We start from the raw sequence: 18,295 nt of genomic DNA, 5'->3' as shown, positions 1-18,295 counted from the left end.
CGTAGATCACAGACCGTAAGGTAAGACATTGGCCTCAAACTTGAGAACATTTATTGGTATACCTATTTCAGAAGAAATAATGGTTCCATGGAAGTCCCGCCTTCATAGAATGGGTATTGATAATGTGTTGAGTCAACTACATATTACATTGGCTTTTATTGGTAATTTAGATCAACGACAAATTGAACGTTTAGATGGGTTACTGCAACAAATTAAATTTCCGGCAGAGACGTTAACTTTTGCTGCAAGCGGACACTTTTGTGTAAAAAGAAAACCCATTTTGTGGGCTGGTGTGGCGAATACGGCGTCATTAATGCGATTGAGGCAACAGGTAACAGCATGCGCAAAGCAAGTAACAGAATTTGATGATCAACAGAGCTTTGTGCCTCATATTAGCTTGACGAGGAATGTGAGTTTTACAGAAACTGAATTAGCAGAGGTTCATCAACAACTTCGTTCATTGCTAGCACACATACAAGTCACTCAGTTTGGGCTGTATCATTCTTGTTTAACTGATCAAGGCGCTAAATATGAATGTATGGCTATTTATAATTCGCTTTAAGAAATTTAATAAACGCTTTGCATTTCAGTGGTAGTGGCTTGTTTTTGTAGATGATATGAATGGATTTAGCCTTGGGGTGTTCATCGTTAAGAATCTGAATCAGAGCTCCTTCAGTTAACGCATTCTCAATTAATATTTTCGGCTGCAGTATGATGCCACTCCCTGCGAGTGCTGCACTTAATAAGACTCGCCCAGAATTTGTTTGTAGCGGCATTGAGTTTGTCGTCATTTGCTGGATTCCCATCCGGTTTGGAATGAACCCCAAGCATTGATGAAGATTAAGATCGTTAATCGATGTTGGTACATCATATCGATTGATATAACTTGGTGATGCTGCAAAAACCATTTGATATTCACCGAGTTTTTGCGCATAAAGATTAGAATTCTCCAGTTCACCAATTCTGATCAGCAAATCTGAACTATCATGCATCGGATCAGTAATGCGGTTTTCACAAATGAGTTCGATGTTAATTTCAGGGTAACGTCTGAGAAATTGCGGGATTAACGGGGCTAATACAACTTCACTGAATGTCACAGGGGCATTCAATTTAATGTTACCACTGGGTTTTTGTTGCATTTGCTGGAGTTGATTTTCGGTATTAAGTAAGGTTTGTTGGATATGCTTTGCGCTCTGATAATAGAGTTTGCCCGCCTCAGTCAATGATAGCTTACGTGTTGTTCTGGTGAGCAACGTTTGCTTTAGCTCGGCCTCTAATGATTTTAAGTGCTTTCCAGCCATCGTCGCACTGATTTGATTGCTGTAAGCTGCATGAGTGATACTGTTTTGTTCAACAATATCGATGAATACTTGCAGGCTTTTTAGTTTATCCATCAATAATTATAAACTGTGGGTTAATAAAGTCGATAATCATAACCTGTTTATCAGCGGTTTTGTTAGTAATAGACTGAGGTTTTGCGAAGCAAGGTTCATTAAATGTTATCTCAACAAGGTGTTCGAGTAACTGCCGTCATCGAGATTAATGCTGATCAGGATATTCAATCTGTTCTGAGTAATATTCAACTATATTGTCAACAAATGGAGTCCGAAGACGGGTGTCTGTTTGCACAAGCCAGTCAAAATGCACAGAGCCCAAGAGAAATCATATTATGGGAAATCTATCAGGACGAAGATGCGATTGAAGCACATTTTAATATGCCACACACTCAAGCGTTTATTAACAGTAAGCAAACGTCCTTTATTAAAGGTTATCAAAGCCATTTAGTTGGAGGTGCAGTATGAAGTCACTGAATTGGGGTTTTTTAGGAACAAGCTTTATTTCCAGTGAAATGGCGAGTGCTATTGCTAAAGAGGGGCGCAGTCAAATTATCGCTGCGGCTGGACGAAATGAAGAACGCTTAATGGCTTTTACTCAACAACATCAAATCGAAAAGTCATACACTGACTTCGATGCGTTAATCAATGACTCAGATGTTGACATCGTATACATCGCTTTACCAAATCATCTTCATCATATCTATGTGGAAAAGGCCGCCAAGGCTGGTAAAGCTATTTTATGTGAAAAGTCATTGGCAGTATCGCTAGAGCAAACCAAAGTGGTTGAAAAAGCACTGGCTGAGAATCCGGTATTTTTTGCAGAAGGTTTGATGTATTTGCATCATCCAGTGATTAATAAGCTACTGGAATTACTCAAACAGGGCGTGATTGGGAACATTAAACAAGTTAATGCGAGCTATTGCGCTGCCATTAGCGAGTTTGTTAATTCCCAAGGTGGAGGCGCCATCTACAACCTTGGATGTTATCCAGCGTCGATCGCTTATCGTTGCATTGAAGCCGTGACGCCTCATTCAGTAAGTGATTATGCACTCCAAGCTATTGGTCGGAAAGGTACAGACGGGAATATTTGTGAAACCTCAGCAAGTTTGAATTTTGATGATTCGGTTCAAGTTCAGCTCCATTGCGCTGAAGATTATGGCACGAAATCCAGTTTACAAATATTAGGTGAGAAAGGTTATTTAGTGTTCGACAGTAATCCTTGGTTACCACAAGAACAAAATTCTTTTCATTATGCTGAATATGAAGGACAGGAAACGGTAGTGAACGTCGAAGCTGAGGGCGATGCTTTCTATTACCAAGTGCTACAAGTTATTGATGCTGTTGAGCAAAATAAGTTTTCGTTAGCTCACCCTCAGGCAACACTTGCTGACTCTATTAAGATTATGGATTGGTTAGTCAAATGGCAGAAACATGCGCTGGCACACTGAAAGTTACAAAATTGTCATTGAATTAACAGAAACCATTAAGTTAGACTCAGCCTGTTAAAATCAAAGAGCGAGTATTTTTATTGCCCATTGGATAGAGCCCTAGGTAATAAATGATGAAAGTGATGCAGCAATTGAAACGAGTGCAGAAATGGTTAGCGATGGGGCTCAGTGTCCTAGTCCTACTATTGTCTGTCGCTGCATCAGCTCATAGTGTCGAACATGTTAATCACGGATTAACAGAGCACTGTACACTTGCTTTTCACCAGCATCAATTTGCTGGTGGTCTTGCCAATTCAACCCCAATACTGCCGATCCAAATTCAAAATTTCATTATTAGTGAATTTGCCATCACAGTTTGTGAAGTGCTCTATACGGCGCTTTATCGTAATCGTGCTCCTCCTCAGTTTTTATTGTCCTAATCATCATTTATTAACGTTGAGATATTAGAGTCCGTTTATGTTTACGGTGCTCATGTATTGATGTGACTATGTTGATTTTGTGTGGATTAATGAGTAATCACCCAAAATTAGACTTGCCTTTCTTGTGTGCGCAAACAGAGAAAGTTGAGTCCGTGAACATCTGATATCTCCAAAAAATTAAAAATTGAGATTACTCGATGGCAACGCCTTCCCTGAGGATAGTGCCATCGAGACTTTGGAGAGTGAAAATGAAAAAATTGGTTCCTACAACACTTGCTATGGTTATTGCTTCACTGGCTGGAAACACTCAAGCTCAAGATGCGTCAGATTTAAATGTCAGTGCGGTTTTAAATGGTTACTATCAAAGTGCTGATAAGACGTTATCAGAAAAAGCACAAGGCTTTGGCTTGGGCGAAACAGAATTGGCGTTCAGTGGCGCCATTGATGATGCGTTTTATGGCAAGCTTACCAGTGTGATTGAGTCGGCAAATGGCGAAACGAATTACGAACTAGAAGAAGCATTTTTACAAACGCTTTCTCTTCCGTATGGTTTCTCTGTTAGAGCTGGTCGCTTTATGTCTGATATCGGTTACTTGAACAATCAACATCTGCATACAGATGCATTTGTTGATCGTCCTGCAGTTTACCGTGCGTTCTTAGGTAGCCACTATTTCGATGATGGTATTCGTCTTGATTATGTTGCTCCAACAGATATTTATTTGGCGATGGGCATTGAAGCGTTTAAAGGGCAAAAGTTACAAGCAGAAGCGTTGAATGGCGATGCAAAATCCGTTGGTGCTTACACGCTTTATTCTAAATTCGGCGGTGATATTAGTGAGAGTAGTTCGTGGCAGCTTGGTTTAAGCTATTTGCGCAATGAAAACGGCCAAGCTATTGTTGCAGAGCATCATCATGAGGATGAAGGCGATCATGATGAACATGAGCACGAAGAAGCGCATGGTGATGTGCATGACGAACATGATCATGGCGATGAAGGGCATAACCATGGTGCATCGTTTACAGGTAAAAATTTATTTGGTGCAGATTTTGTGTATAAATGGGCACCACAGGGTAATTACAAATATCAACATCTGACTTTGAGTGGTGAATATTTCCGTTTAACAGATACCTTCTTAGCGGATGAGATAGAACATCAGCCACAATTTGATAAAGATCATCAAGGTTGGTATGTCAGTAGTGTTTACCAGTTCTCACCAAAATGGTCGAAGGGTGTGCGCTATGGCCGTATTGATACGTATAACCTTCATGAAGAAGAGTTAGAAAGAGCGAGTTTGCAAGAAACTGAATTGCAACTTTCATATCATCACAGTCATTTCTCTGTGATTCGTCTGCAATATACCCATCAAGATGGTACTGAAATGTTCTTACCTACGGATGAAAATAGCATTACTTTGCAATTTATCATGACATTAGGAGCTCACAGTGCGCATCAGTTCTAAGTTACTCTTGGCTACAGCCCTATTTGGGCTGAGTCAAATGGCTCATGCAGCGCTGAACGTGTTTGCATGTGAGCCGGAATATGCAGCTTTGGTTAAAGAGATTGCACCTGAAGCGAATGTGTATCAGGCGACAACAGCAATGCAAGATCCACATATGATTCAGGCGAGACCTAGCCTGATCGCCAAAATGCGCCGCACAGACCTTGTTGTTTGTGCGGGGGCTGACTTGGAGATCGGTTGGTTGCCGATGTTGCAATTGAAAGCGGCCAACCCAAAAGTTCGCGATCATCAAACAGGGTTGTTTTTTGCGGCTGAACATACCAATACGTTGGATAAGTTAGATAAAGTGGATCGCAGTATGGGTGATGTTCATGCTTTAGGTAATCCACATTTACATTTCTCTCCTCAGCGTATGTTGGAGATTGCTGATGGTTTAACGGTGCGTTTGATTCAGTTGGATGCTGACCATAGAGCTCAGTACCAAGCCAATTTTGATGCATTTAAAATCAAATGGAATCAAGCCAAAATTAAATGGAAAAAACTGGCTTTACCTTTAAATGGCAAAAGCGTGATCGCTTATCACAGTAGTTTTCGTTATCTATTTGATTGGTTAGGTATCAAGCAGGTGGGGGACTTAGAACCTAAGCCGGGTTTACCACCAACCACAAGCCATTTAGCGAGCTTATTGAAAGTGGCTGAACAAGATCATGTCAGTGCTATTGTGGTGTCATCTTATCAAGATCAAAGAGGTGGCGAATGGTTGAGTAAAAAAGCCAACATCCCTGTGTTGATTTTGCCTATGACGATTGGTGGCGATAAACAAAGCAAGGACTTGTTCTCACTTTATGATTCGGTTATCGCTAAGTTGTTAAAGGTGATGCACTGATGTTTGACCTTCTTGACATTATTCTGCCTGCCTTCGTGGCAGGATTGTTGGTGCTATCTACACACGTAGTGCTTGGTTGCCAAGTGCTTAAACGTGGGATCATCTTTATTGATTTGGCGATTGCGCAAATTGCAGCGCTGGGTGCGATTGTGGCAAAAACGCACCATGATTTTGAAGCTCTGCCGCTCATGCAATTTGTCATGCCAGCAGTGTTTGCACTTTTTGGGGCCGCATTAATTGCATGGCTCTCTAAAAAAGCACCTAAAGAGCTAGAAGCGTTAATTGGTTGTTTGTATGTGGTATCTGCGGTGGCGGCATTATTGCTGCTCGCCAATGATCCGCATGGCGCTGAGCTTTTAAAACAGATTATGTCAGGTCAAATCTTATGGGTTGATTGGTCTCAACTTATTGGGCCTGCAATCATCTATATCATGCTGCTGATGTTATTGATGTTCACCCCAAGATTACTAAATGGGCGAGCGTTTTACTTTATCTTTGCGATTGTCATTACTTTTTCAGTAGAGCTCGTTGGTGTGTACTTAGTATTTAGTACACTTATTATGCCGGCTTTAGCATCGCAGCCTTTTAAAGGTAAAAAAGGCGTCGCCATTGCGTTAGGTATTGGTCTTTTAGGCTATGTGGTTGGGTTAATGGTTTCTGTGACCATGGACTACCCAAGCGGTGCCTCTATCGTAATGTGTTTGGCTGGATTTTCGTTAATTTCTCGGGTTGGATATACCTTTAAAACAAAAGGTATTTACTAACCGTCATTGATGTACGTCCTTTATGGGCGTAGATTATCTCCCGTTACATCTGCAATTCTTACAAGCAAACCTTGTAAATCATAGGGTCACTTCAATAGGGACATTTGTGATTCATCCATAACTTGTTATGCGAGAGAATTATGAATCAACATAAAAGAAAACTAATTACATTCAGCCAATTAATGTGTGCAGTTGCCATTGCTTCGGCGTTAACCGCATGCGGCTCAAGCCATAAACACAAGTCGAATAAACCAATGCCACTTATTTCGGGTTACCTCTATACCACGACCAATGGTAACGGTGATGAAAATGGCAACGGTATGAATAAAGTGATGCGGCTTACTCGCTATGCTGACGGTACGGTAGGCAATGAAGTTGTCTACGATACTAAGGCCAAAGGTGCAGCTGATGTATCTACTGGCGGTGATGCTCATGGTGACTTTGACAGTCAGGGCGCCATCCAAATTATTGGAGATTACTTATTGAACGTGGATGCAGGAAGCGATCATTATATTTCTTTATTCAAAATCAATAAGAGTAATGGAGATTTAACCTGGCTAGAAAACATCGATTCAGGTGGTGAACGCCCAGTCAGTATTACATACACCAAGAAACCAAACAGTGATGACCAATATTGGGTGGTGGTCGGTAATCAATGGAATAACCCGAATGTACAAAAAGACGGTACTGATATAAAGCGCTATCCAAGCAATGACTTCTTTATTGATTCGAATGGAGACAAAGTTGATTTAACGGCTTCAGATCGATCTGATACTCATCGTAATATCAGTTTGTTTAATTTCGATAGTTCCAATGGCAATTTATGGGCTGCTGATAGGCCAACTTTAGCAACTTATGATAGAGCTAACGGTGGCCCAACAACAGTAACGTTTAGTGCCGATGGTACTAAGTTAGCGGTTTCAACTTGGGGTATTGCTCATTTCAATACGAATAATCCAAGTACTGATGAACAGCATCCTAGTCGTGTTTATGTCTATGATTTTGATAAATCAAAAGGAAACATTAATTCTCAGCTTCCTGATTATTTTGAAAAATCAGGCATCGCAGGCACGATTGGCATTAATTGGGCATTAAACAGTAATACGACCTTGCATGCCAGTAACTTCAATTTAACCAATGAGTTGATAGGGCATGGCTTGACGGTATTAAATGATGATGGGGATCAGCAAGGGGGTCATACAGGTGTGTCCTTAACGGCCCATTATAATACTGGTGCAGAAAACAGCAGAGATGAAGCTTGTTGGACCGTGCTTAGCCCTGATGGAAAACGACTTTATGTATCGAGCTTTGGTGCCAACGTGATTACACCATTTACATTGAATGCTAATGGAACCGTTGCTAAAACCTTGAGCTATGCTTCACGCAGTGAAGGCACACCAGCTGGGGATACTAAAGACATGTATATTACACCTGATAATAAATATCTTTATGTATTAGGCGCCTTCCAAACCTTTACGTTAAATCGATTTAACATCAAAGGTGATGGAACACTGTCGTATATCGATCAACATGTCTATAAAGAAACTAAAGACGATGTCGGTAAAGCTGGCGCTCATAATTTCCTAGGATTAGCGGGTTTCAGTGTGGGATAACCTCCATTGAAACTGATGTAAAGCCAATGCCATACTCATTGGCTTTTTTTGTTTTAGATCATGTTTCCGTTAATCGGAAAAAAATCTTTGAATAAATTTATGGAGACTCCCTTTCTAACTCACTAAGCTTAAGTAACCATCAAAGACAAGGCAAAGGTATGCTAAAAGTTATCCTATCTCTGTGTTTATTGTTAACACCCATGTTAGCAACGGCTCAACAGAGTTTAAGTGTTGGGGATAAAGCGCCAAACTTCACGATTAAGCGGCTTAATGGCACTCAATTTCACCTTGCGGATTATCAAGGTAAAAAACCAGTGTATTTGATCTTTTGGAATACCTGGTGCGGCTACTGTATTCAGAAAGTGCCAACGATAAACGAGCTTGCAAGAACGTATGGACAAGCGCTAGAAATATTAGCCGTCAATACCTCTTGGAGCGACGACAAAGAGTTAATTCGTGCGTTCCAGCAGCAGCACCAAACTGATTACCCTATGGCCTTTGATGATAATGCGACGATTACCGATTTATTTGATGTCTGGGGCTCGCCAACCGAGTTCATCATCGACATCAATGGCAGGATACAACATAGAGACAAAATACCGCAGGTTTCTGCTAAGTCATTAGATGCTTGGACAAAGCCATGCTTGCCGGAGGTGTGCTAATGATAAAGTCGATATTTCAAACACACCGTGTCCCGAAATTCGCAAAAGGACTTTCTCGACGAGCATTTTTAAAAGGGACTACTGCGTTTGCCGTCCTTGCAGGGGCAGGTCTGACTCGGCCTTCATTGAGTGCAGAGCAGTCTTTTGAAGGCGATGTCGTTGAGCCATTATCACCCGCTTTTTTACCCCAAGCCGCCGAATTTAATCCTTTACAAACAAAACTGATTAAACAAGTACAACTGCATTTATTTCCCGATGATGGTGATGGCCCTTCAGCGCATGATCTGAATGCATTTGGTTATTTACAATGGGCGCTCAATGATCCAGATAATCAAGAAGATGGTGACAGAGCTTTTTTAATTAAAGGGACGATTTGGCTAGATGAGTCCGCTAACAAACACTTTAGTAAACCATTTCTAGAAATGAGCGTTGCTGAACAAGCCGAGTTACTCCATAGAATCAATGGCAGTCAATCCGGCGAGAATTGGTTATCACTATTATTGTATTACTTACTTGAAGCCGTCACGTTAGATCCACTCTATGGTGGTAATACGAAGGGAGAAGGCTGGAAGTGGCTAGAACACCAAGCTGGTTTTCCTAGGCCGAATTCGCAAACCCATTATCGAGTATTTGAGGAAGCGTAAGCGTGAGAAAAACAATAACAAAAGCAATGCGAGCGGAACCTGATTTCGATGTGTGTATCATTGGTAGTGGTGCCGGTGCAGGACCAATCGCTTATGAACTGGTGAATGCTGGGTTCAAGGTCTGCATGTTGGAAAAAGGTCAATGGTACGACGAACAACATTTTAAAAAAGATGAACAATTAGGTCGACACAGGATATTTAAGTCACAACACGATAAAGAGCGACACGTCATAGAAGAACCGGATGGTGAGGGTGGTTGGAGCCGCGATACGACGAGTCAATTCTGGGGAGGAAATGTTGTCGGTGGCGCCAGCAATTTTATGAGCGCTTACTTTCATCGTTTAAAACCAAATGATTTTAAATTGTTGTCTTCCTACGGTGCCATCAAAGGCGCAAATATTGTGGATTGGCCGATAAGCTATGAAGAGCTTGAACCCTATTACGATAAAGTCGAGCGTGTCATTGGTGTTTCAGGCAAGGTGCAACCTCACAAATTTTTAGAGCCAAGAAGCCAGCCTGATTACCCGATGCCACCCACCGCTGAACACCCTGTATCAAAGTACTTTGATAATGCGTGCAAAGAGCTTGGGTTTACACCGCTGCCAATGGCCAGAGGTATTTTATCGCAACCTAAAGGAGAGCGACGTAGTTGTGAATACTCTGGATACTGTGGCAGCTATGGGTGCAATTCAGGTGCTAAAGCCAGCTCAAGAGCCTCACTCATCGATAGAATAAAACATAAATCCAACTTTACTATGCTTACTGGTGCCAAAGCCTATCGCATTCAGACGGATGATGATGGTCAGGCAACCACTATTGATTACTTTGTTTCAGAGACAAAGTCTCAATCATTAACGGCGAAGAAATTTGTTGTAGCTTGCTATTCAATTGAGAGTGCTCGATTACTGTTGACCAGTGTTGGAAAGAAACACCCGAGAGGCTTAGGGAATAATCATGGGCAAGTTGGTAAAAACCTTCATTGCTGCGCTGGTGGGACGGGCCATGGGATTTTTGACTTAACAAAATTAGCGCGCAATAAAGCCAATGCCCTCAAGGTTAGAGGGCCGTTCTTCAATCGCTTCTTACAGGACTGGTATGAAATTGAAGATAAATCACTGAGTGACAAACCTTTAAAAGGAGGGACGTTGGATTTTGTGTTTGACCCACCGTCACCCACTGCAGAGATCAGTGGTTTGAAATGGCAATCTAATGGTGAACTACTCTGGGGGACGCCACTCAAACAAAAAATCAAAGCGCATTTCACGCAATCGAAAGATTTTAAATTTGAAGTGTTTTGTGATTGGTTAACTCATGATGATTGCTTTGTAAGCCTAGATGATAGTGAAAAAGACGTATGGGGTGTTCCAGTCGCAAAAGTTCGAGCCGGATTCCATCCGCATGATATTAAAGTCGCTCAGTATCTCGTAGATAAAGGTGTTGAAGTGATGAAAGCGATGGGCGCTGATGAAGCATACGGTAATGTTTTTACTCAACCAACCTCTAATCTCGTCGCTGGTGGCTGTCGATTCGGTAATGATCCAAAAACGTCGGTGTTAAATGCCAATTGCCAAGTGCACGATTGCGACAATGTCTTCGTCACAGATGGAAGCTTTATGCCAAATGGCGGCAGTATCACTCCCACAATGACCATTTATGCTAATGCTTTTAGAGTAGCCGAAAAGATTATATCTCATCTGCAGTAAACCACAGTTAATGCTAGAACCTATTGCTGAGTGCTGGGTTCTAGCTACTTTTTCGATAAAACAAAGTGTTAAATTATTGTTACATAGGGTTGTTTTAGAGTATTTGCATAAATATGATAGTAAATACCTATTTAAGTGGTAGGTGTAGACACGGTGCAATCTGTGAAGTGAAATGTACGTTAACAACGATTAAAACTAACGGATTGGGCAAAAAGCAATAATTATAACGGAGAATACTTAAATGGAATTTAAGTTTCGATGGCAACAATTAACATGCGCTTCATTGATATCATTAACACTTGCAGCTTGTGGTGGTAGCGATGATAAAAAACCAGAACCACCAGTACCATTACCTGTTCCTGTCACAACAAATGCAGCACCAACGATTACTTCCCTAGCACCCACTACAGCAACTGAAGATATTGAGTACAGCTATACGCTGGCCGTTACAGATCCCGATGATGATCAGAGTGGTTTAACGTTCACGTTAAATAATGCACCTGATGGAATGAGTGTTTCGGATACCGGCATCATCACATGGACACCAGCTGAAGGCATATTAACTTCTGGTGAAGTGAGTGTAAGCGTGGCTGACGGTGGTGAAGATGGAGCATCAGCGGCAACAGAAAGCTTTATGGTGACGGTTACTCCTGTTAATGATGCTCCACAAATCACAGCTGAATTTTCTACTGCGGCGACAGAAGATATTCTGTATCAGCAGCAAATAGCAGTGTCAGATTCTGATGATGAGAATAATGGTACTGATATTGTTTTTGCGTTAGTCGATGCCCCTGAAGGAATGCAGGTGTCAGAAACTGGCTTAATCACCTGGACGGCTACAGAAGGCATACTGTCATCTGGCGTTGTGACGGTTGAAGTTCGAGATGGCGGAGAAGATGGAGTCAGCGTCACGACTCAAGCACTTGAAATAACGGTCACGCCAGTGAATGACGCCCCTATGGTTGCCATGGTTGAAAAGCAGTTTATTGAGACCGGACAGCAATGGCGTTATCAGCTTGATGTGGCAGATGTCGATGATACCAATATTGAGCAAGACATTAATTTTGAGTTGATCACGGCACCCAGTGGACTTGAAATTAGTGACACTGGTTTGCTCACTATTACGGCTTCAGCGCAAAGTACCCATACTTATACATTTGTCGTGCGTGTTAGCGATGGCGGTGAAGACGGAGTAGAGCCAGTTGATGTATCGATTGAAATAGAAGAACAAGTTTTTGTTCGAATTAATGGTCAAGCTCGTAATTATTTTAATGGCGATCAGCTTGCAGATACAACACTCAGGGCATCAGAAGGCCTTGGGGTTCTCTCAGAAATCGTATCTGATGAAACAGGGCAATTTTCATTTAAAATTCAAGATATTCATTTAGCTGAAGCCGAGCGTATAACACTATCAGCTAAAAAAATGGGATATGCAGAGAGTGCACAAACGATCAGTCCACAAGAGTTCAATGCTTTTCATAATTTGCTGTTGCAACCCGTTCATGCCAGTCAATCATTTGATCCTACCAATGAAACTGAACTAATGGTTGAAGACTTTAGTGTTGCTTCGATACCGCAGAATAGTTTTGTTGATCAAAATGGTGATGCCATTACATCAGCCGTTGAAGCACAAATTACCATTATTAACCCAGAATTAGATATCGATCTTATGCCTGGAGACATGGTTACGGTGGATGAAAATGGTGAACAACAACCAATAGAGTCCTTTGGTGCGATCACGGTGACGTTTAATGACGAACAAGGCAATAATGTGGAGTTTAATGGCAGTGAACCTGCAACCATTAGAATTCCAGCAACGGGTAATGCACTTTTAAGACCGGAGACTATTCCGCTTTATTATTATGATTCGGTCGCAGGTGTTTGGGTAGAAGAGGGCGAAGCTTCCCTAATGACCAATGGTGATGCTCAATATTACCAAGGAACCGTTTCTCATTTCACGACTTGGAATGCTGATATCATTTATGAAACCATTTACATCAGGGGCTGTGTTGTTGATTCAGATGGCACTCGAATAGAAGGCGCTCGTCTTACTTCTGAAGGTCGAAATTATCTGGGTACTTCTGATAGCTTTACCGATGCTGATGGAAACTTTACTCTGCCAGTGAGAATCGATTCAACGGTGTTGATTTCAGCGATTAGTGGCAGTCAAAGTCGTACTTTCATTCAAAGTACTGCGCGTGAAGATATTACCCTTGAGGCGTGTATCGTTTTGTCTGACGCATTGACTAAGATGACGTTAACGTGGGGGGAAACCCCGACTGATCTGGATTCACATCTACTGATCCGTTACGGTGAAAATGCGTTTGAACACGTATACTTTGGCAATACGAGTGTGGTTATCCAAGATACGGTCATTCATTTAGATGTTGATGATGTAACAAGCTATGGACCAGAAGTGATATCCATTCCTCAATTTCCTGTAGCAGGTAAGTATGAATACATCATTCATAATTACTCAGGTCGCCCAATGATGGATCCCGCATCGACTCGTACTGAAATTATTTTTAACAACGAGTTGATTATCATGCAACCACCAGCTGATGGCGTTAAGAGATATTGGCATGTGTTGGATATTAATGTTGATGATGAGCTTAATGCAACAATCGAGGTTAAAAATGAGTGGCTCGATGATATTGATGATGGCTTTGTTCCGCAAGCTAGAGCGCCTGAATTGATACCTAGAGATACGCTCGATGCAATAGTAAAAGGTCTGATTAACAGTAAGTACTACAACACGGATAAATAACACTTAAAAGGAGAGCCTTGGCTCTCCTTTATATCCGCTCGTTACACCGTTATTCAGGTATGAGCATCTCCCATACATGCCCTTGGATTCGACCCTTACTGCCATCCATCTCTGGAGAATAAGTTTCATTTTCATAAAAAAGTTTGGTTGAAACGTGTTCCCTAGCTTGGTTTACAGCAATAAGCTCATAATACAATTGCACACTGGCGTTTGGTTCACTTTTTATTATCACTTCCACAGGCCGATAATAATACTAACGAAATACAGGCTACTAGGTAGGGTTTAACGCTCATGCTGTCACTCCTTCGACAAATGCTTTAATGAAATAAATCCGACAGAGTTGGTAGCTATAAGCGTAGATGAAATTATATGGTTTGCAGAACAGATGCTAGTCATAGACAAGGAGCATCTGTTCTGCGAATGGATTTAGAATTGGTAACTTAGCTCAACTCCGACTGTTCTTGGTTTGTTGATAAACAGCAGTTGCCCTTGTTCGCCATAATCACGTTTACCTCTAGCGCCGACAATGGCATATTTATTCAGTAGGTTGTTAGCAAATAGTCTCAAGCCCCATTGATTTTTAGTGAATTTAACGGATGAATTAACAATCCCAAAGCCTGCTAACGTTTGGTTATCTTCATTCTTAGTCCCGACCAGACTATTCACTCTCGTCGTCACAGAGCTTTTCATGAATAATCCAGCAAACCATTGCGCATTCCAGTCGTGGCCTAAGCTATGCTCAAAGCTTGCAGTAATGCTGCCTTCATGGGTGGGTACACCGGGAACATGATCGCCATTGAAACCATCAAGTGATGGGGCATCTTCAGATAACTTGGTTCTGGTATAGGCATAGCCGGCTGTGATTTGAAGTCCTGAAATCGGTACCCAAACACTTTCCAACTCCAGTCCCTGTGACGTGGCACTGCCACCATTAACGGTAATTGGAATTGCGCCTTCAGACGTTTTTCCTGAGAGTTGAAGATCTGTCCAATCAATATGATACAGACTACCATTAATGGCTAAGCTATTATCAAACATGGTGGCATGCCAACCGAGCTCATAGTTGGTTACTGAATCCGGATCAAAGCTTTTCTCATCTTCTGTGAAATCAACTTGACCGCCTTCGGGAACACCATTTGAACCGCCACGTCTGAAACCTTCAGACATCGTAAGATAAAAGTTAAAGTCATCAGTCACTTCATAAAATGAACTGAACTTAAAAATAGAATCTTGGTTACTGCCCGCGCCATTACTGCATTCAAAACTAAATTCATCACCTGCCATCCCTTCATCAATTGGGAAATCCAGACATTGATAAGAAGATTGTTCAAGGTCGAAAAATCTGGCTCCTAACGTTAAATTCCAGTCGTCAGTCACAAACCACGTTAATTCGCCAAAGAGGGCTTTTTCAATGACCTTCTCTGAGGCATCGGAATAATATTCGATATTGTCTGGGCGTTCTAAACCAAGATACTCTGGATAGCCGGGAGTAAATTCGATGGATTGACCGTTATTGTCTTCGTTTGCATAGTATAAACCAACCGTCCAGTTGATTAGATCGGAGTCGTCATACTGCAATCTGAGCTCTTGTACAAAGTTACTGTTATCTGTTGTATCACGGGTATAAGCCCTAAAATCTTCGTAGTCACCGTAACCGGGCCAAATTGAGGTGGTCAGTAAATCGGTTTGATCTCGTTGTCCGAGATCCTTGAGCTGACTGTAACTGCTTGATGAAACGATACGGTATGCATCACCTTGCCAACTGATTTCCAGAGTATCCATGGTGACATCCTTATCCGCAGGTTCGATAAACCGTGCGGCATTGGCAAACTTGCTGCCAGTAAACTCAGAGTTAACAGCCTGGCGGCCTCCGACTTTCTGTTGTTGTTGAATATGAGTTAAGGTGGCTAAGATTTCATCATTAAATGAATAAGCTAACGCTAATTTGATATTTTTGGTGTTTTCTTTATTCACATCTTGCTGTGGATCAGAAAGTACCTCTGTGTAATCAATGAAACCCTGATCTTCAGTCCAGTTATAGGCTAACCTTATGGCTAGTTTATCCTCGATAACAGCGAGATTTCCAATGGCCTGATACTCTTGGCTTAAGCCACTACTGTGATCAATATGGGATAGTCTGCTTGAGACCGATAGCGAGTTTTCGTCCAACTCCGGTTGATTTAAAATGTACTTAAGAGTACCCCCCAAAGAACCCGCACCATAAAGTGTCCCTTGCGGGCCTCTCAATACTTCGACTCGATTGATATCGAGCAGGCTTAGATCAACCAGCATCGGTGTGTCATTGATATAAACCGACACTGTGCCGCCATTGCCGCCACCATCATTCGCTGACAGTTCGTCTACAGATAAACCACGGATCATCATAGGTGAATCGTTACGCGCTCCAGTATCAACAACAGTCAATCCTGGAATGGTTAAACCAAGTTCAGCTTGATCGGTGATTCCTGCTTTTGCAAGACTGTCACTATCCGAAACGCTGATGTTGTATGGCAAGTCTTCCACTGAAGTCAATCGTCGAGAAGCTGTAACCTGAATGCGCTCAATGCCAGCAAATTCCTCAGCCATTACTGGAGAAGAGAAACTTGATGAACCAAGAATACCAGAGATAACAACTGCCATAGAAGAACGACGATTTTGAAACTTCATTTCTGCCTCATAAAAAATTAAAATTAGTAAGTATTTATTCAGGTTGCGGAATGTAACATTGAAAGATTTTTTATGCAATGTTTTTAACTTTAAAATCAGTTTTGGGCGAGCTTATTTGATTCGTATATGCATAATGACTTGCTTATACGGATTCCTGTTCTATTTAAGTTGTCGGTGTTACAATTTGTGTCGAAATTGCGAAGGAGACGTGATGAATGAAACTTAAATATATAATGTGCGCTGTTCCTCTACTTATTACTGTGGGTTGTGTTAGCTCAACCAAACCTAAAGTAAACAAGCCCCTCAGTAACCAACCTCAAGTGAGTAAAACATTAGCTCAGCCAGATCAGAAAGGACTAAAACGAGTAGTGGCGATTGCTCGATTTTCAGATGAAACAAAACGTGGAAATAGTTTTTTACTCGATCGGAATAACAACCGAATTGGAAAACAAGCGAGTGATATTTTAAGTGCGCGCTTAACTGATTCTGGAAAGTTCATTGTTCTTGAGAGAACCGATGCAGCCCTCGTAGATCAAGAGATGCAGCCAGAGTTATCAAATGCAGTAATTGAAACAACAGAGAAGAATGGCAAAAAAACCACGGTTTTTGGTAGTCAAAAATCGGTCCATAAGACTGAAAGTATGTCACCAAGAGCGGATTATTTAATTATTGGTTCAGTATCTGAGTATGGCAGAGCAACGACCAGTGACGTTGGTGTTTTTTCTCGAAATAAGATTCAAAAAGCTAAAGTCACCGTCAATATTCGCCTTGTGAACACGAAAACTAAGCAGGTCGTCTTTTCTCAAGAGGCTTCTGGTGAAGCAACATCTGAAGCAAGTCGCACTTTAGGCGTGGGTAAAACCGCTGGTTATGATGCACAACTTGACGACAATGCTTTATCTGCAGCCATTTCTAAGCTTGTTTCCAATGTAATGGAAAATTTACTCGATGCACCTTGGCAGTCATATTTACTCGCAGAAGACAGTGGTACCTATTTTATGTCTGGTGGGAAAAAGCAAGGGATACAGAAAAACGATACGTTTGATGTTTTAGTGAAGGGTAAGCAAGTCAAGAACCCGCAAACAGGAATGCTCGTTGAATTACCAGGTAAAAAAGTTGCGGAAGTTCAAGTGATTGCTTTTTCGGGAAAAGGTGAGAACGAATTAAGTATGGCAACGGTAATTTCAGGAGCCGTGAATAAAGATAAATTAATGGACTATATCGTAAGGGAAAAGGAGTAAAGAATGAAAACACTTAAGTACTTCTGTTCAGCTATTTTAATGATTTTAATTGTTGGTTGCGGTTCGAGTTATAAGGCTTCTACGCAAACAGCTGAAGGCGCCTTCATTCAGTTTTCTGGTAATTTTTGGGGAACGACAGTTAGCGTTGATAATCAGACGCCTGTTTTGATTTCAGAAGACAAGATAGACGCATTCGAAATTGATAATGAAGAGGTTGTTCGGTTCCCTATTGAGACTGGCACACATTCTATCAAGGTTTCAAGAGATGGAACGTTAATCGTAAATCGTAAGATTTATGTCTCTAATTCAAATGTTTTTGAGGTGAAAGTACCATGAAATTAAAAACAATCGCATTCATGATTTTAGCTATCGGACTTGTCGGTTGTAAGGCGACCAATACCTTATACCATTGGGGTGACTATAATCATACGCTTTATAATTATACGAAAGAGCCTACAGACGAAACTAAAAAAGCTCACATGGATGAACTAAAGAATATCATCACTACTGCAGCAGAGAAAAATAAGAAAGTCGCACCTGGCATTCATTATGAGTTGGCAATGATGGAAGCTGAAACAGGTAATTTAGATGTCGCAAAAGCACACCTTGCTAAAGAGACAGAGCTTTTTCCTGAGTCAAAGACTGCAGTTAAATTAGCAATGAGAGAAATTGGGAGTCTATAAC

17 protein-coding genes are annotated in these 18,295 nt (G+C 41.4%); 15 read left to right on the top strand and 2 right to left on the bottom strand.

Going from position 1 to position 18,295, the window contains the following annotated elements; translation table 11 throughout:
• Nucleotides 1-28: 28 nt before the first annotated feature.
• Nucleotides 29-562, top strand: coding sequence for an RNA 2',3'-cyclic phosphodiesterase (gene thpR, locus JQC92_RS07355; protein WP_204999043.1), 534 nt, complete (start codon nt 29-31; stop codon nt 560-562).
• Here thpR and JQC92_RS07350 read toward each other — a convergent pair.
• Nucleotides 543-1,394: a LysR family transcriptional regulator gene (locus JQC92_RS07350; RefSeq protein WP_204999042.1), complete on the bottom strand. Its 852-nt coding sequence runs from the start codon at nt 1,392-1,394 to the stop codon at nt 543-545. The two genes, thpR and JQC92_RS07350, sit on opposite strands and share 20 nt — an antisense overlap.
• 102 nt (nt 1,395-1,496) lie before the next feature.
• Between JQC92_RS07350 and JQC92_RS07345 the strand changes: the two genes are divergently transcribed.
• From JQC92_RS07345 to JQC92_RS07295, 11 genes are all read left to right on the top strand, one after another.
• A complete protein-coding gene (locus tag JQC92_RS07345) occupies nt 1,497-1,802 on the top strand; it encodes a putative quinol monooxygenase (RefSeq protein WP_204999041.1) in 306 nt (101 codons plus the stop codon).
• Nucleotides 1,799-2,785, top strand: a complete 987-nt coding sequence (locus JQC92_RS07340) for a Gfo/Idh/MocA family protein (RefSeq protein WP_204999040.1) — start codon at nt 1,799-1,801, stop codon at nt 2,783-2,785. Before JQC92_RS07345 ends, JQC92_RS07340 begins: the two co-directional genes overlap by 4 nt.
• Nucleotides 2,786-2,895: 110 nt before the next feature.
• Nucleotides 2,896-3,204, top strand: a complete 309-nt coding sequence (locus JQC92_RS07335; RefSeq protein ID WP_204999039.1) for a DUF2607 family protein — start codon at nt 2,896-2,898, stop codon at nt 3,202-3,204.
• Between the two features lie 248 nt (nt 3,205-3,452).
• Nucleotides 3,453-4,664 (top strand): hypothetical protein, encoded by a 1,212-nt coding sequence (locus tag JQC92_RS07330; protein ID WP_204999038.1) that lies wholly within the window; start codon nt 3,453-3,455, stop codon nt 4,662-4,664.
• A complete protein-coding gene (locus tag JQC92_RS07325; RefSeq protein WP_204999037.1) occupies nt 4,648-5,550 on the top strand; it encodes a metal ABC transporter solute-binding protein, Zn/Mn family in 903 nt (300 codons plus the stop codon). Before JQC92_RS07330 ends, JQC92_RS07325 begins: the two co-directional genes overlap by 17 nt.
• Nucleotides 5,550-6,314: a metal ABC transporter permease gene (locus tag JQC92_RS07320; protein WP_204999036.1), complete on the top strand. Its 765-nt coding sequence runs from the start codon at nt 5,550-5,552 to the stop codon at nt 6,312-6,314. Before JQC92_RS07325 ends, JQC92_RS07320 begins: the two co-directional genes overlap by 1 nt.
• 140 nt (nt 6,315-6,454) lie before the next feature.
• The gene (locus JQC92_RS07315; protein ID WP_204999035.1) at nt 6,455-7,927 is read left to right on the top strand and encodes a lactonase family protein; all 1,473 of its coding nucleotides are present in this window, start codon (nt 6,455-6,457) and stop codon (nt 7,925-7,927) included.
• Nucleotides 7,928-8,085: 158 nt separating this feature from the next.
• Nucleotides 8,086-8,589, top strand: coding sequence for a TlpA family protein disulfide reductase (locus JQC92_RS07310; protein WP_204999034.1), 504 nt, complete (start codon nt 8,086-8,088; stop codon nt 8,587-8,589).
• Nucleotides 8,589-9,233, top strand: coding sequence for a gluconate 2-dehydrogenase subunit 3 family protein (locus JQC92_RS07305; RefSeq protein WP_204999033.1), 645 nt, complete (start codon nt 8,589-8,591; stop codon nt 9,231-9,233). The genes JQC92_RS07310 and JQC92_RS07305 overlap by 1 nt, the downstream gene beginning before the upstream one ends.
• Before the next feature lie 2 nt (nt 9,234-9,235).
• Nucleotides 9,236-10,936 carry a GMC family oxidoreductase gene (locus tag JQC92_RS07300; RefSeq protein ID WP_338049499.1) on the top strand — a complete coding sequence of 567 codons (1,701 nt, stop codon included), beginning with the start codon at nt 9,236-9,238 and terminating at the stop codon, nt 10,934-10,936.
• Nucleotides 10,937-11,177: 241 nt separating this feature from the next.
• Nucleotides 11,178-13,703, top strand: coding sequence for a putative Ig domain-containing protein (locus JQC92_RS07295; protein WP_204999032.1), 2,526 nt, complete (start codon nt 11,178-11,180; stop codon nt 13,701-13,703).
• Between the two features lie 426 nt (nt 13,704-14,129).
• Here the strand turns inward: JQC92_RS07295 and JQC92_RS07290 are convergent, their stop codons facing one another.
• Nucleotides 14,130-16,370: a TonB-dependent receptor gene (locus tag JQC92_RS07290; RefSeq protein ID WP_204999031.1), complete on the bottom strand. Its 2,241-nt coding sequence runs from the start codon at nt 16,368-16,370 to the stop codon at nt 14,130-14,132.
• 215 nt (nt 16,371-16,585) lie between these two features.
• On the opposite strand from JQC92_RS07290, the gene JQC92_RS07285 reads away from it, so the two are divergent.
• From JQC92_RS07285 to JQC92_RS07275, 3 genes are read left to right on the top strand one after another with little or no spacing between them, the layout of a single operon-like run.
• The gene (locus JQC92_RS07285; protein WP_204999030.1) at nt 16,586-17,611 is read left to right on the top strand and encodes a CsgG/HfaB family protein; all 1,026 of its coding nucleotides are present in this window, start codon (nt 16,586-16,588) and stop codon (nt 17,609-17,611) included.
• A 3-nt stretch (nt 17,612-17,614) separates the two neighbouring features.
• On the top strand, nt 17,615-17,947 hold the full coding sequence (locus JQC92_RS07280) for a hypothetical protein (protein WP_204999029.1): 333 nt from the start codon (nt 17,615-17,617) through the stop codon (nt 17,945-17,947).
• A complete protein-coding gene (locus JQC92_RS07275; protein ID WP_204999028.1) occupies nt 17,944-18,294 on the top strand; it encodes a DUF4810 domain-containing protein in 351 nt (116 codons plus the stop codon). The genes JQC92_RS07280 and JQC92_RS07275 overlap by 4 nt, the downstream gene beginning before the upstream one ends.
• Nucleotide 18,295 lies beyond the last annotated feature (1 nt).

The organism is Parashewanella hymeniacidonis (assembly GCF_016900895.1).
In the GTDB taxonomy this organism is placed as follows: Bacteria; Pseudomonadota; Gammaproteobacteria; order Enterobacterales; family Shewanellaceae; genus Parashewanella; species Parashewanella hymeniacidonis.
Note: the sequence above shows the minus strand (reverse complement) of the source record. Positions and strands in the feature narration are given on the sequence as shown.